At 60.9% G+C, this 15,116-nt stretch carries 12 protein-coding genes, 1 pseudogene and 1 riboswitch; of the genes and pseudogenes, 8 read left to right on the forward strand and 5 right to left on the reverse strand.

The window, feature by feature from the left end:
* Positions 1 to 338: 338 nt before the first annotated feature.
* From AYK65_RS24885 to AYK65_RS24905, 5 genes are all read right to left on the reverse strand, one after another.
* Positions 339 to 1,124 carry an SDR family oxidoreductase gene (locus tag AYK65_RS24885; protein WP_081161627.1) on the reverse strand — a complete coding sequence of 262 codons (786 nt, stop codon included), beginning with the start codon at positions 1,122 to 1,124 and terminating at the stop codon, positions 339 to 341.
* 38 nt (positions 1,125 to 1,162) lie between these two features.
* Positions 1,163 to 2,113 carry a sugar-binding transcriptional regulator gene (locus AYK65_RS24890; RefSeq protein ID WP_081161630.1) on the reverse strand — a complete coding sequence of 317 codons (951 nt, stop codon included), beginning with the start codon at positions 2,111 to 2,113 and terminating at the stop codon, positions 1,163 to 1,165.
* A gap of 21 nt (positions 2,114 to 2,134) precedes the next feature.
* Positions 2,135 to 3,604, reverse strand: a complete 1,470-nt coding sequence (locus AYK65_RS24895) for an FGGY family carbohydrate kinase (RefSeq protein ID WP_081161633.1) — start codon at positions 3,602 to 3,604, stop codon at positions 2,135 to 2,137.
* Between the two features lie 79 nt (positions 3,605 to 3,683).
* Positions 3,684 to 4,652, reverse strand: coding sequence for a transketolase family protein (locus AYK65_RS24900; protein WP_081161635.1), 969 nt, complete (start codon positions 4,650 to 4,652; stop codon positions 3,684 to 3,686).
* Positions 4,652 to 5,461: a transketolase gene (locus AYK65_RS24905; RefSeq protein WP_081161638.1), complete on the reverse strand. Its 810-nt coding sequence runs from the start codon at positions 5,459 to 5,461 to the stop codon at positions 4,652 to 4,654. Before AYK65_RS24905 ends, AYK65_RS24900 begins: the two co-directional genes overlap by 1 nt.
* Before the next feature lie 212 nt (positions 5,462 to 5,673).
* Here AYK65_RS24905 and AYK65_RS24910 point away from each other — a divergent pair, with 212 nt between their 5' ends.
* The 8 genes and pseudogenes from AYK65_RS24910 (at position 5,674) to ribB (ending at position 14,806) form a co-directional block, all read left to right on the forward strand.
* Positions 5,674 to 6,648 carry an ABC transporter permease gene (locus AYK65_RS24910; RefSeq protein WP_081161640.1) on the forward strand — a complete coding sequence of 325 codons (975 nt, stop codon included), beginning with the start codon at positions 5,674 to 5,676 and terminating at the stop codon, positions 6,646 to 6,648.
* 132 nt (positions 6,649 to 6,780) lie between these two features.
* Complete coding sequence (locus AYK65_RS24915) at positions 6,781 to 7,713, forward strand: substrate-binding domain-containing protein (RefSeq protein ID WP_081161643.1); 933 nt, start codon at positions 6,781 to 6,783, stop codon at positions 7,711 to 7,713.
* Between the two features lie 31 nt (positions 7,714 to 7,744).
* The gene (locus AYK65_RS24920; RefSeq protein ID WP_081161645.1) at positions 7,745 to 9,232 is read left to right on the forward strand and encodes a sugar ABC transporter ATP-binding protein; all 1,488 of its coding nucleotides are present in this window, start codon (positions 7,745 to 7,747) and stop codon (positions 9,230 to 9,232) included.
* Positions 9,233 to 9,248: 16 nt separating this feature from the next.
* On the forward strand, positions 9,249 to 10,037 hold the full coding sequence (locus tag AYK65_RS24925) for an SDR family oxidoreductase (protein ID WP_081161648.1): 789 nt from the start codon (positions 9,249 to 9,251) through the stop codon (positions 10,035 to 10,037).
* 38 nt (positions 10,038 to 10,075) lie between these two features.
* Positions 10,076 to 10,786 (forward strand): triose-phosphate isomerase, encoded by a 711-nt coding sequence (gene tpiA / locus AYK65_RS24930; RefSeq protein ID WP_244560110.1) that lies wholly within the window; start codon positions 10,076 to 10,078, stop codon positions 10,784 to 10,786.
* Positions 10,787 to 10,873: 87 nt separating this feature from the next.
* Positions 10,874 to 12,901: a transketolase gene (gene tkt / locus AYK65_RS24935; protein ID WP_081161651.1), complete on the forward strand. Its 2,028-nt coding sequence runs from the start codon at positions 10,874 to 10,876 to the stop codon at positions 12,899 to 12,901.
* Positions 12,901 to 13,554: pseudogene (gene fsa / locus AYK65_RS24940) on the forward strand (fructose-6-phosphate aldolase). The gene tkt and the pseudogene fsa overlap by 1 nt, the downstream one beginning before the upstream one ends.
* Before the next feature lie 384 nt (positions 13,555 to 13,938).
* Positions 13,939 to 14,085, forward strand: a riboswitch (FMN riboswitch).
* An 88-nt stretch (positions 14,086 to 14,173) separates the two neighbouring features.
* Positions 14,174 to 14,806 (forward strand): 3,4-dihydroxy-2-butanone-4-phosphate synthase, encoded by a 633-nt coding sequence (gene ribB, locus AYK65_RS24945; RefSeq protein WP_081161682.1) that lies wholly within the window; start codon positions 14,174 to 14,176, stop codon positions 14,804 to 14,806.
* The last annotated feature ends 310 nt before the right edge of the window (positions 14,807 to 15,116 follow it).

Consider the following 15,116-nt stretch of genomic DNA (forward strand, 5'->3'; position numbering starts at 1 on the left):
TCCGCCATTTGGCGGTCAGATCCTAAGGGCTGTAGTGGGTGGTGACCGGAAGTTCACTGCGATGAGACGGATGGCCGCTTTGCGGAAGAATGCGGTTGATCGGCGGTATCCTTCGGTCCGTAGGCGGCCCAATGCAGTACAACGTGGCGCGCGGAGGCAGGATGCTGATCTAAGCCGTTCGTTGGCTCCAACGTGGGGACTAAACCGCTCCTTCTGGGATTTTTCGCGAAGCTACAGCGATGGCAGCCTTCTCAAGCCGATTTGGCCCGAGAAGAATGCCAGGTCCATTGCGTGCGCACACCGTCGGCGCACGCTTCTGTTCACTCGGACTGGTTGCCTTACGACATGATCAAGCCGCCATCGACATTGATGGTCTGGCCGGTGATGTAGCTTGCATCCTCAGACGCGAGAAACGCGACGAGTGCACCGACTTCGGCGGGGGTGCCGGCGCGACCCATGGGGATGCCTTCGACCCATTCGGCCATGAGTTCGCCAGGGCCGTACTCACCGAGCATCTTCCCCCAGACCCGGTCGTTATAGTCCCACATTTCCGTGTGGATGATGCCGGGGCAGATTGCATTCACTGTTATGCCCTCGCGAGCGAGTTCTTTGGCAAGGCTCTGTGTCAGCCCGACAACACCGAATTTCGAGGCGGCGTAGTGTGGCGTGTAAATGAAGCCCTGGCGCGCCTGGCCGGAGGCGGTATTGATCAGGCGGCCCTTCGTGCCGCTGGCGCGGAAGCGACGGATCGCCTCCTGGCAGCAGAGGAAGACTCCCTTGGTGTTAACGTCGAGGTTGAGGTCCCATTCGCGCTCGGTGAGGTCCGCGACCTTGGCGATGGTGATGACGCCGGCATTCTGCACAGAGACGGAAATGGCGCCGAGTCTCGTCTCAGCCTCGCCATACGCCTCCTGCACGGCCTTTGCGTCCGTCACATCCAGCACAACGCCCAGCACCTCGGCACCGGTTTCCTTTGCCAGCGCTTCGGCAGCTGCCGGTGTGTCCTTTTCGATTGCCGCGATAGCCACCTTTGCGCCTTCGTCGGCAAATCGCTTGGCAATGCCGCGCCCGATGCCCTTGTTTCCCCCGGTGACAAAAACCGTCTGGCCTGCGAAACGTCTCATGGTGTTACCTCCATATTGCGCAGCAGGCTAGGCTGAAATCAGGCCGTAAGCCGAGCTGCAGTGAACTTGTCGGTGACAAGCACATCGATGATGCCCAGCTTCAGAGCGCCGGCGATGGCCTGGGTTTTCGATTCTCCGCCCGCCAGTGCGATAACCCGGTCAGTCTTGCGCAGGTCCTCCAGCGAAATGCCGATGACGCGCTCGTTGAGCGGCGTTTCGACCGGTTTCCCGTCCTTGTCATAGAACCGGTAGGAAATCTCGCCGACCGCGCCGGCCTCGTGCAGCATCGCCATTTCCTGGCGGGAGAAGACGTTGCCGGAGCGGGCGAGGAGTTCCGACGGCTCGACCGCGCCGATGCCAACGATGGCAAGGCTGAGACGGCCGAAGAGGTCCATCGTCTCGCGCACGACAGGGTCGGCCAGCATGACGAGCTTTGCCTCGCGCGAGGAGGTGATACCCTGAACGAGGAGGAGCCGCGGCTCACCACCGGTGAGCCGTCCCAGTCGCGCCATGAGCTGTGTGGCATGGGTCTGCACCGAGGCGTCGCCCATGCCGCCGAGGATCTGGACGATGTACTTGGCCTTGGCGTTCTTGAGCGGGTGGATATTATCCACCATGCGCAGAATGGTCTGGCTCCAGCTCGAGACGCCGACAATTTCGTCCTGCTGCAGGGTGACTTCGAGGAAGTGGGCTGCGGCTTCGCCGATGCGGGCCATGATTGCCCCATCGCGGTCCTCGGAACAGTCGATGACAATGGCCTCCGTTAGGGCATAGCGCTCGCGCAGTGCCGATTCTAGCTCGGTAAATGTCCCCGGCGGCGGGATGACTGTCGTGCGCACGATATCTTCCTGCTCCGCCCGCTTCAGCATGCGCGAAACGGTCGCCTGTGACATGTGCAAGACCTCGCCGATCTCCGCCTGCAGCTTGCCTTCGATATGGTACATCTGGGCAACGCGGGCGATCAGTCGCAACTCGTTGAGCCGTCCCATGGGGCCTCCATCGGTGAATTTTTATTCACTCATAGATGAAGGACCGGGAACGGTCGAGCGGTAGATCGCGTCCTGCCAAACCAGAAGGCGTTCTGTAGCATCGCAAGCACGCGGCACGATGGGATTGCCGGCGCGGGGCACGGCCGCGATCGCGGCAAGACCGGACCAGATACCCAGCGAAAGGCCAGCGAGATACGCTGCACCAAGGGCGGAGGCCTCGGGCGCGTCGCATTGGATGATGACGTGGTTCAGCGTGTCGGCCACGCATTGCATGAGGAAAGTGTTCTGACTTGGCCCGCCATCGACATAGAGGCGGCCGAGCGGCGTCGGCGATTGATCAGACATCGCCTTGAAGACGTCATGGACCTGGAAGGCCATGGAATCCGTTACCGCTCGGGCCATCTGGGCGCGGGTAGTGTTGAAGGTGATGCCGGAAAACAGTGCTCGTGCATCAGCATGCCAGTAGGGCGCACCGAGGCCGACGAAGGCCGGCACGAAGCCCGGCCCGCCGGGCTCAGCGGTTGCGGCGAGATCGGTGAGGGCTTGTATATCCGGAAGGCCCAACATCTCGGCCATCCAGGGCAGGGCGGCGGCCGAGACGAGGATGTTGCCCTCGAAGGCATAGGTTGGTTTTCCGGCGATCGACCAAGCGATCGTCGTGGTAATACCCTGCTCTGGGGCGATGAAGCGGGGCAGGGTCGTCATGATCGACGAGCCGGTGCCAAAGGTCACCTTGCCGTCGCCGGGATTGAACGCGCCGTGGCCGAAGAGGGCGGCATGGCTGTCGCCGATGGCTGAGGCGATCGGAATACCGTCCCGGAGGCCCGGCACATTCCTCGTCGATCCGAAACGGGCGGCGCTGTCGCGTACCTCCGGCAGGGCGGATTTCGGCACACCGAAAAGGCCGCACAGTTCGTCGCTCCAGGCCTGTCCGTTGAGGTCGTAGAGCTGGCTGCGGGCGGCGTTGGCGGCATCGCATGCATGGACCGCGCCGTCCGTGAAGCAATGGATCAGCCAAGCGTCGATCGTTCCGAGCCGGACCCTGTGACCGGCGGGCACGCGGTCGAGCAACCACTTCATCTTCGGGCCTGGGAACATCGGATCGATGGGAAGTCCCGTAAGCGCCTGAACGCGCGCGCCATGACCCGCCGCGATCAGTTCGGCGCAGGTCGACGCGCTGCGGCGGCACTGCCAGCTCACCACCGGGCCGAGCGGTTCTCCCGTGGCGGCATCCCACACCGTGACGGACTCGCGCTGATTGGAGATTGCAATGCCGAGGACGTCCACAACAGGGCCGGCTTGCAGGCAGGCGGCGATCGCTTCCTGCACCGATTCCCAAATTCGCAGCGGACTCTGTTCGACCCAACCGGGCTGGGGATGTTCGATGCCAACCGGAGAGGAGCCGCGTGACAGGATTTCCCCGCTGGTGGAAACGAGCACGGCCTTGGAATTCGTGGTGCCCTGGTCGATGGCGAGAATGGCGGTTGTCATGGTGGCTCCGGCAAGCAGAAATTGGGGCGCGGCGACAGGGAGGTTGGCCGCGCCCGGCACGAAATCTAAACCCGCACAATCATGTGCGGGAAGACTTGCGCGCAATCAATGCGACGGCCGCCTCGGCGATGGCGGCAGGCGACATGCCGAATTCGTCGAGCAGGAACTCGGCCGAGCCGGTGGGGGCAAAGATGCCCGGTACCCCGAGGATCTTCATCGGCACAGGGGCTTCGGCCACCACGAATTCTGCAATTGCCGAACCGAGGCCGCCAAAGGTGGAATGTTCTTCCGCCGTCAGGATCGCGCCGGTCTCACGCGCGGCAGCCACCACGGCATCGACATCAATCGGCCGGACTGTCGCCATGTTGAGGACGCGAGCCCCGATTCCCTGTTCAGCCAAGATATCGGCCGCCTTGAGCATGCGGTGGGTCAGTGTGCCGTTGGCGACAAGGGTGATTTCGTCGCCGTCGCGTAGCAGGTTGGCCTTGCCTACCTCGAATTTGTGGTCCGGCGGAAGGAGATCCGGGACGCCGACGCGCGACAGGCGCAGGAAGACCGGACCCTCGTAGTGCGCCGCCCATTCCACCGCCGCGGCCGTTTCGATCGAATCACAGGGCGCAATTACCGGCAGATTCGGCAGCACGCGGGTCCAGGCGAAATCCTCGATGGAATGGTGCGTCGGACCGAGTTCGCCATAGGCCATGCCGGAGGAAATGCCGATGAGCTTCACGTTTGCATTTGAATAGGCGATGTCGGCCTTGATCTGCTCCAGGGACCGGCCGGTCAGGAAGCAGGCGGCGCCGCAGACGAAGGGCAGCAGCCCGCCATTGGCAAGGCCCGCGCCGACGCCCACCATGTTCTGTTCGGCGATGCCGACGTTGACCAGCCGCTCTGGCCATTTGGACTTGAAGCCGCCGAGCTTGGACGAGCCGACGGAGTCGTTGCACACGGCCACGACCTTGGGGTTGTCCGCGCCGAGGCGCTCCAGCACGGCAACGAAAGCGTCTCGGCAATCGTGCAGCTTGGGAGAGTTTATCACGTCCTTCATTACAGGGCCTCCGAAAGCTCAACCACGGCTATTTCGTATTGTTCGGCATTGGGCACCTTGTGGTGCCAGTCGACCTTGTCCTGCATGAAGGAAATACCGTGGCCCTTGTTGGTATGGGCGACGATGCAGTGCGGGCGTCCGCCGCGGTGCTCCAACGCGGGCACGATCTCGTCCATGGCGTTGCCGTTGATCTCGGTGACGTCCCAGCCGAAGGCTTCGAGCTTGGCGGGGAAGGGAGCAAGGTTGTTGGTGTCCTTCAGCGCCGCGCCCTGCTGGAAGCGGTTGTGGTCGATGATCAGGGTCAGGTTGTCGAGGCCGAACTGCGCGGCCGATGCGATCGCCTCCCAGTTCGATCCCTCCTGCATCTCGCCGTCGCCGGTCATGACGTAGGTGCGATAATTCGCGCCGGTCAGCTTGGCGGCCTTCGCCATGCCGACTGCAACCGGCAGGCCGTGCCCGAGCGGCCCTGTGTTGGTCTCGACGCCCGGCACCTTGTTGCAGTTCGGATGCCCGTTGAGACGCGAATGTGGCTTCAGGAATGTGCCGATTTCTTCTTCCGGTATGAAGCCACGCTTGGCGAGCGTCACATAGAGCGCCAGCGCCACATGGCCCTTGGACAGCACGAAACGGTCACGCTCCGGATGCTTCGGCTGGTCAGGCCAGATGCGCAGCACGCGAAAATAGAGCGCCGTCAGAATGTCGATGGCGGACATTTCCCCGCCGATATGGCCGGCGCCGGCTTCGAAAACCGCTTGCAGATCGCGAAGGCGTATCTGTCGAGCGATGCGGTCGAGATCGTTCGGCTGCATGTTACCTCACAATGAATATTTATGCGTTATCAAATATGTTTGCAGATTGAGCGGCGTTGTCAAGCGCTAAACCAATGCCTGCAGCCGTTTCCCCCAGCCGAGCGAATATCGATTGACACGTCGATCAACGCTAATGTATGAATTTGCAGACAACACTGAATATTTATTCCGGCTACGGTGGGAGCCTGCAGATAGCTGGAGAAGGAGGATTAATGGCGGCGCTAGCGAAAACACACGATGTGGTCGGCCGAAGAATGCTGCCCTCGTTGCGGGGTGCAACCGGGCCCTTAATTGGTCTCATCGTCCTGTGCGTCTTCCTGACCTTCGCAAGTGACAAGTTCCTGTCGGTCCGGAATTTCCTCAATGTGCTCGATCAGATCACCGTGCTTGGCGTCATGGCCGTAGGCATGACGCTGGTCATCCTGATCGGCGGGATCGATCTTGCGGTCGGCTCCGTCATGGCGTTGGCGATGATGGTCCTCGGTTATCTGAACATTATGGCCGGCGTGCCGATGTGGTTGGCCATCCCACTCGCACTGCTGGTCGCCTCGCTTAATGGCCTTGTCGCGGGGCTGCTCATAACGCGCTTCAACGTGCCCGCCTTTATCGCGACGCTCGCCATGATGTCGATTGCGCGCGGCCTTGCAAACATGATCACCGACGGACAGCAGCTCATCGGCTTTCCCGCCTGGTTTAATACAATGGCGATCGTTCGTTTTGGAGGCTTCCTGACTCTGACTGTCGCCGTGATGCTGGTGATCTTTATCGTCGGATTGCTCTATCTCCGCTACCGTCATGGCGGGCGCTCGCTCTATGCGATCGGCGGCAATGCAGAAGTTGCTCGACTCGCAGGCATCAACGTGAACCGTGCAACCGTGCTCGTCTATGTCGTGTCGAGCTTGCTCGCCGGTCTTTCTGGCATGGTGCTCGCGGCGCGCCTCGACTCCGTGCAGCCGTCCTCGGGCGTGTCCTATGAACTCGACGCCATCGCGGCGGTTGTCATCGGTGGCACCTCTCTCTCCGGCGGCACTGGCGGCATCGGCGGTACCATCATCGGCGTGCTGATCATCGGCGTGCTGCGCAATGGCCTCAACCTGCTCAGCGTCTCCCCGTTTATGCAGCAGGTCATTATCGGCGGCGTCATCGTGCTCGCCGTGACCGCCGAGACTTACCGCAAACGCAAGTAACGATTATTCGCCCCGCCTGCGCGGACGCGGCTGGGCATCGAAAACGGTCAGCAATGGTGCGGGCCGACAAAAAGGGTAGGTGGTCCCTTCTGCCAGGACAGGAAGCCACCAAACAACTCGGAGGAGAAAACTATGAAGTTGTCCAAACTCCTGATGGCAGCAGCCGCGGCTGCGGTGCTTACGTCTCCCGCGGTCGCTGCGGAGGTAAAAAAGATCGGCCTTGCCGTTCCGAACCTCCAGGCTGACTTCTTCAACCAGATCAAGCTCGGCGTCGAAAAACACGCCAAGGAGAAGGGCATTGACGTGGTCGTCGTCGACGCGAAGAACGACACGAACACCCAGGTCAGTCAGGTGCAGGACCTGATGACCCAGGACATCGATGCGTTCATCTATATCCCGGCCGGGGCCGCCGCCGCTGCTGTGCCGACCCGCCTTGCCCGCGAGGCTGGCATTCCGGTGATCAACGTCGACCGCGTTCCGGAAGGCGCGCCGGGTGATACCTTCATCGCTGGCGAGAGCGTCGAATCCGCTTACGCCGTCTGCAAGCACATCATCGAGAAGGCCGGTGGCTCGGGCAAGATGGCGATCATCCACGGCCAGAAGGGTACCACGCCGGAAGTCGACCGCTTCACCGGCTGCAAGCGTGCAATCGACGAGAACAAAGGCGTCGAGCTTGTAGCCCAGCAGTGGAGCAACATGTGGTCGGCGGACGAGGGCTTCTCGATCGCGCAGAACATGTTGCAGGCCAATCCGGACATCACCATCATCTTCGGCCAGGCCGACGGCCTCGCCATGGGCGCTGCGAAGGCGGTCGATGTCGCCAACCTCTCGGACAAGGTGATCATCGGCGGCTATGACGGCGACGTCTCGGCCCTCGAATATCTCGCCAAGTGCAAGGGTCCGTTCATCGCCACCGCGACCCAGAGCACGCAGAAGATGGGTGTCCTCGCCGTCGAATCCGCGCTTGCCGTCGCCGCCGGCCAGAAGGTCGAGGAGCGCCAGACGCCGAACGCCGTTCTGACAACCTGCGAGAACGCGCCGGAATTCGTCAAGAGCCACCCGTAACCCGGATTCAGACCCGAAAGGCAGCAGCGCCATGACGACCCGCTCTCCCATCCTGTCGCTCCGTGGAATCCAGAAGTCCTACGGCCCGATCAAGGTTCTCCACGGTGTCGATCTCGACATCTATCCGGGAGAAGTCGTGGCGCTGCTCGGTGAAAACGGTGCCGGAAAATCGACCCTGTCGAACATCATTTCCGGCACCGTCCAGCCCTCGGCCGGAGACATGACCTGGCTCGGCAAAAGTTACACTCCCACCGATCCCCGCGCCGCGATGGATGAGGGGGTGGGCATGATCCATCAGGAACTGAAGCTGCTTCCGAAGCTCTCAATTGCGGAGAACGTGTTCGTCGGCCGCTACCCTATGAAGGCGGGCCGGATCGACCGCAAGGCGATGGAAGATCGGGCACGCCGCGGTCTTCATCGGCTCGGTCTCGACATCTCGCCCGATCGCCTAGTCGAAGGGCTTTCGACCGGCAAGCAGCAGCTCATCGAAATCGCCAAGGCGCTGACGCTCAATGCTCGCCTCCTCATCCTCGACGAACCGACCGCCGCGCTGGGTGGCGAGGAGACTCAGCTTCTCTTCCAGCAGATCGAACGGCTGAGGACGGAAGGGGTCGGCATCATCTACATTTCACACCGCCTCGAGGAAATCCGCCAGATCGCCGACCGCATCGTCGTCATGCGTGACGGCGCCAAGGTGCAGGAGTTCGACAGCGGCGACGTGCCGATCCGGACCATCGTCGAGGCGATGGTCGGCCGCTCCCTGGAGCGCATGTTCCCCGCACTTCCGACACCCACCGATGAGGTGACGCTGGAGGTGCGGAGCCTTTCCTCACCCTCCAACGCTTTCCGCGACATCAACTTTTTCGTACGCAAGGGCGAAGTCTTCGGCATCGCCGGCCTCATGGGCGCCGGTCGCACCGAATTGGTGCGCGCCATCACCGGCGCCGACCCCATTTCCGGCGGCGAAGTGCTCCTGCGCGGCAAGGCCATTACGCCTCGCTCCCCCATCGAGGCGATCCGCAACGGCATCGTTCTCGTGCCGGAGGACCGCAAGCTTCAGGGAGTCGTGCTCGATCATTCGATTGCGGAGAATATCGGCTACGCCAATCTCGGCGAGATCGCCGCTAGCGGCTGGCTCTCCTCGCGCCGCATCCAACAGTTCGCCGAGGACTATATCAGGAAATTCGGCGTCAAGGGCCGCGGCGGCCAGAATGCGAGCGAGCTTTCCGGCGGCAACCAGCAGAAGGTGGTGCTTGCCAAGTGGCTGGCCCGCAAGCCGCAGGTCGTGGTGCTGGACGAACCGACACGCGGCATCGATGTGGGTGCCCGCTCATCGATCTATGATCTCATAATGGACCTCGCCCGGCAGGGTGTCGCGGTGATCGTGGTCAGTTCGGATCTCGAGGAGGTACTCGGTGTGTCCAGCCGCATCATGGTCATGGCCAAGGGTAAGCAGTCGGGTATCCTGAACCGCGAGGACGCAAACGACGTCTCGGTCATGGAGCTGGCGACGATCTGAACAGGGAAGAATGTTTATGTCTGAAATCACTCTCAACGCGCCGAAATTGTTCGATCTTTCCGGAAATGTCGCCATGGTGACCGGTGCCGGCAGCGGCATCGGCCAACGCATCGCCATGGGCCTGGCGCAATGCGGCGCGGACGTTGCGCTGCTCGACCGCCGTACCGACGATGGCCTCGCAACCACCGCAGACTTTATCGCGAAGGTAGGGCGCCGCAGCATCCAGATCGCCGCGGACGTGACCAGCAGCGCGGCGCTCAACGAAGCAGTCGCCCGCACTGGGGCGGAACTTGGCTCGCTGACCCTCGCCGTCAATGCGGCCGGTATTGCCAATGCGAACCCGGCGGAGGAGATGGAGGAAAGCCAATTCCAGACGATGATGGACATCAATCTGAAGGGCGTTTTCCTCTCCTGCCAAGCCGAGGCACGCGCCATGCTGAAGAACGGTCGCGGCTCGATCGTCAACATCGCCTCGATGTCGGGCGTGATTGTCAACCGCGGCCTCAGCCAATGCCATTACAATGCCTCAAAGGCCGGCGTGATCCACATGACGAAGTCGATGGCGATGGAATGGGTCGGGCGCGGCATCCGTGTCAACACGATCAGTCCCGGCTATACGGCCACGCCGATGAACACTCGACCCGAGATGGTGCACCAGACCAAGCTGTTCGAGGAGCAGACGCCGATGCAGCGCATGGCGACGGTCGATGAAATGGTCGGCCCGGCCGTCTTCCTCCTGTCGGATGCTGCAAGTTTCGTGACCGGTGTCGACCTTCTCGTCGACGGCGGGTTCTGCTGCTGGTGATCGTTATGCGTAGGAAGCTAGTCGCAGGAAACTGGAAAATGAATGGCCTCTCTTCCTCCCTAGAAGAGGTCATGGCGATGACGACCACGGCGGACCGACTCGATTGCGACCTGGTCGTCATCCCCCCATTCACGCTCATAGAGCGAGCATGCGCCGCATCCAAGGGGTCGAAGCTCCTGATTGGCGGGCAAGATTGCCACGCACAAAAATCCGGAGCTTTCACCGGAGAGGTCTCAGCAGATATGCTTCTGGATGCTGGTGCGAAATTCGTAATCCTGGGGCACTCGGAACGCAGGACCGAACACGGAGAGACCGACGCACTGGTATCCGCAAAAGCCGCGACGGCAATCCAAAGCGGCTTGGTGGCGATCATTTGCGTTGGCGAAACTCCAGACGAAAGGGATGCGAACCAAACGCTTGCCGTCATCGAGCGGCAGCTGGCCGGTTCGGTCCCGGACACGGCGACATCGGCCAACACCGTCGTTGCCTATGAGCCGGTGTGGGCAATTGGGACGGGACGCGTGCCTACTGTAGCCCAGATTGCTGAAGTCCATCTTTCGATCCATGCCGCGCTTAAGAAGCGGTTTGGGGACGATGGTGGCTCCGTTTCGGTGCTGTACGGCGGTTCGGTAAAGCCATCAAATGCCCAGTCAATCTTTGCGATTGAGTACGTTGATGGCGCACTCGTCGGCGGGGCTTCGCTCAAAGCCTCTGATTTCTCCGCAATTGCGGAAGCGCTGAACGCTTAACGATTCAACCGGATGCCCGTCAAACCGGGCAAAAATCCTTCCTAGCCGCAAATCGATGCAGCCGTCTGGTTTGCAAACGGAGAACGTATGTCTGTCTCATTGGTCGCCGAGAAGGCGAAAATCGATCCCGAGAATTTCGCGCTCGCCAACTGCATACGCGCTTTGGCTATCGATGCTGTCGAAGCGGCAAAGTCAGGTCACCCAGGTGCTCCCATGGGAATGGCCGATGCCGCAACGGTACTGTTCAGGAAACATCTGAGATTTGACGCCAGCGCTCCGGATTGGCCGAACAGAGACCGTTTCGTCCTGTCCAATGGCCACGCATCGATGTTGCTCTACAGCCTGCTGCATCTCACCGGCTATGAGGACATGACCATCGAGGAAATTCGCAACTTCCGTCAATGGGGATCAATCACGGCGGGGCATCCAGAATATGGTCATGCCAAGGGCGTCGAAACGACAACCGGGCCACTGGGACAAGGGATCGCGACGGCTGTCGGCATGGCGCTTGCCGAGAAGCGCTTGGCGGCTGAGTTTGGCAACGATCTGGTTAACCACCGCACCTATGTCTTCGTAGGCGACGGCTGCCTTCAAGAGGGGATTGGTCAGGAGGCGATTTCGCTCGCTGGGCATCTCGGTCTCGGTAAGCTGATTGTCATCTACGACGATAACCAGATCACGATTGATGGACCTACCTCGATTAGCTTCTCCGAAGATATTCCTGCCCGGTTCGCGGCATGTGGTTGGCATGTACAGTCCTGTGATGGACATGACTCACACGCTCTTGATGCCGCGCTGCAGAAGGCGAAGGCGGAGACGAGTAAGCCGTCTCTGATTGCGGCAAAGACTGTGATCGGGTTCGGATCTCCCAACAAGGCAGGAACTTACGCTGTCCACGGTTCCCCACTCGGAAGCGCCGAAGCTGCGACGACGAAGGAAGTGATTGGTTGGCGCGAGTCCCCGTTCGAAATTCCGGAGAGCCTCGCTAACCAGTGGAGAGCTGTCGGCCAACGCGGACGCGAAGAACGCCAGGCATGGGAAGAGCTGCTTCACTCAAAACCGCACGACCTCAAATCGGAGTTCACCCGGAGAGTGGAAGGAAGGCTGCCGCAGGACTTCGACAGCGCGATTGAAAAGGCGCGAGCCGATCTCTTCGCCGAACCCAAGAAGGCTGCCACTCGCAAGGCCAGCCAAATGGCGTTGGAGGCGCTAGCCGGAAGCGTCCCTGAAATGATCGGCGGCTCGGCCGACTTGACCGGTTCGAACCTCACCCGCGTGAAGGCAGTTGATACACAATACACTCGCGAGGCGGCTGGTCGGTACATTGGCTACGGTGTCCGCGAGTTCGCGATGGCCGCGGCAATGAACGGCCTTTGCGTTCATGGCGGACTTATTCCGTACGGCGGCACATTTTTGATGTTCTCCGATTACGCCCGCAATGCGATCCGTCTCTCTGCGCTGATGAAGCTCGGCGTCATCTACGTCATGACCCACGATTCCATAGGTCTTGGGGAAGATGGTCCAACTCACCAGCCGGTCGAACACCTGGCATCCTTGCGAGCTATCCCCGGCCTCAATGTTATGCGCCCGGCCGATACGGTGGAAACGCTGGAGGCCTGGGAGATTGCGGTCCGCAATCGCCACGTCCCTACGTTGCTCGCCCTCTCGCGTCAGGACGTGCCGCAGCTCAGACTTGATGCCGCGAACGAAAACCTCAGCGCAAGGGGTGCTTACGTCATTCGGCACTTTGGGAAAGGTCGCGACGTCACAATCATCGCCACCGGCACTGAGGTCGCGCTTGCGGTTGAGGCTTCCGAGGAGCTGCATCGCCAAGGCTATTCGGTCGCTGTCGTGTCGATGCCATCCTGGCAACTCTTCGACCAGATGCCGCGAGCATACCAGGCTGAGGTTCTCGGTAGCGCGCCGCGCCTGGGCGTCGAGGCGGCAGGGAAGTTCGGATGGACGCGCTACGTCGCCTCCGAAGATGACGTCATCGGCATGTCTGGATTTGGAGCCTCTGCTCCCGCGGAAAGGCTCTACGCCGAGTTCGGAATTACCAAAGATGCCATCGTGGCGAGGGCAAAGGCCGTTATGGCCAGCAAGGAGAATATCTAATGCAGTTTTTCGTAGACACCGCCGTCGTTGCCGAGATCAAGGAGCTGAACGACTAAGGTCTCCTGGATGGCGTGACGACCAATCCATCTCTGATCGCCAAGTCTGGCCGGGACTTCAAAGAGGTCATTGCCGAAATTTGCTCGATCGTCGCCGGACCCGTTTCGGCGGAGGTCGCTTCGACGCAGTTTGAAGGCATGATCAGGGAAGGCGAGGTGCTTGCCAAAATCGCCACAAACGTCGTGATCAAGCTTCCGCTGACCCTCGATGGTCTAAAGGCGTGCAGGCACTTCTCCCAGAGCGGCGTCCGCACGAACGTAACCCTCTGCTTCTCGGCAAACCGGGCGCTTCTGGCCGCCAAGGCCGGAGCTACTTACATCTCCCCGTTCATTGGTCGCCTTGATGACATCAACATCGACGGCATCGAACTGATCCGCGACATCCGTCAGATTTACGACAACTACGATTTTGAGACCCAGATACTCGCTGCGTCGATCCGATCGGCCAACCACGTCAAGGACGCCGCCTTGGCGGGTGCAGATGTCGCGACGATACCTGCGAATGTCATCAAGGGTCTTGCCAACCATGTGCTGACAGACAAGGGGCTTGAGCAGTTCACAAAGGACTGGGCCGCCACCGGTCAGTCGATTGTGTAAGCCACTGGGCGGCACAACATGGCCGGAGCGAGGCTTTAACAGCTTCGCCCACGGTCTCGCTCGATAGAATAGTTGCGATCACAGGCGGAACCGGGAGTTGGCGCGTCACGCACTCCGCAAGTGATCGCGCGAGCTTTATTACGGCAGGCATTCAAGCGGAGGAAGGACAGGCTGTGTCTCGTCGGCAATGTGACAATGCCAGCAGCGTCAACGATGACTGCGGCAGGGCGGCAAAAGCTTCGGACCGGTGGAGCACGCAGGGTTCACAATTACCAGCCGAGCAATGCAATGGCGTTCAAGCAACTTTTAGAATGCCTTTGCGCATTCGGACAGATTCATGACGGATTCCTTCTTGAAATTGGAGTGGGCCCCTGATTATCTGAATAACGTTCTCAGGGCGGGGTGAGATTCCCCACCGGCGGTATCAGGAATTTCCTGGAGCCCGCGAGCGCTTCCACTCCAAGGTGGAAGGTCAGCAGACCCGGTGCGATGCCGGGGCCGACGGTATAGTCCGGATGGAAGAGAACATGTCTGCAAAACCGCCCCTGACATGGCGGCTGTAGGCCTGTTCGCCCAAGGGATTGAAACGCCGATAGCGGCAACCCTTGAAAGGCATGAAATGGCAATCTCAAAAATTGAAGACGCAATAGCGGTCCTGGCGCGCGGCGGCATGATAGTTGCCGTGGACGACGAGGATCGTGAGAACGAGGGCGATATTATCGTCGCCTCTGAGGCCGTGACGCCACAGACGATCGCGTTCATGATGAAACATGCCCGCGGACTCATCTGCGTGGCAATGGAGGGCAGGCGACTCGACGCGCTCGAGATCCCGCTGATGGTTCCGCAGAACACCGAGCTGCACAAGACAGCCTTCACCGTTTCCGTCGACTACCTGCCCGGAACGACCACTGGCATTTCCGCCGCCGACCGCGCAGCGACGGTCAAGGCGCTAATGGATCCCGCCGCCCAACCGGCGGAATTCGCCCGACCGGGCCACATTTTTCCCCTCAGGGCCCATCCAAACGGTGTGCTCGGCCGTCCAGGGCACACGGAGGCTGCAATTGAGCTTGCGCGTCTTGCCGGCAAGGCCGCCTCGGGGGTGATCTGCGAAGTCGCCAATGACGATGGAACGATGGCAAGGCTTCCGGAGCTTATTGTCTTCGCCGAGACGCACGGGATGCCGTTGATCACCATCAAGGACCTGATCAACTTTGTCGAAGAGCTGTCGGCCGACACTGCAGACGCTGCCTGATACGACAAAACATGAAAGAGAAGGGCTCTGCCCCAGTCCGTTGACAAATCCGTCGATCTTTCGGCGGGTCTTTGTTTTGTTTTGTTGCTTTGGGCGCGGACGGAGGAGGTTTCAGTTAGTCACTTCCAACACGAGGTCAACGCCACGGCCGCAAATTTGGCAATCCGATTGGCTTGCCTTAAAGACCTAGCGCAGAGGTGAGATCGTCCGGACTTCGCGGGCTGCTGGGAACGTCTCCAAGAGGCGCACTTTGGGACGCCCGCGGCGTTCACCGCGGGCGACCGCTTTGGGTCCAGGCTGTGTGAAAACG

It is taken from the genome of Ensifer aridi, assembly GCF_002078505.1.
Classification (GTDB): Bacteria; Pseudomonadota; Alphaproteobacteria; order Rhizobiales; family Rhizobiaceae; genus Sinorhizobium; species Sinorhizobium aridi.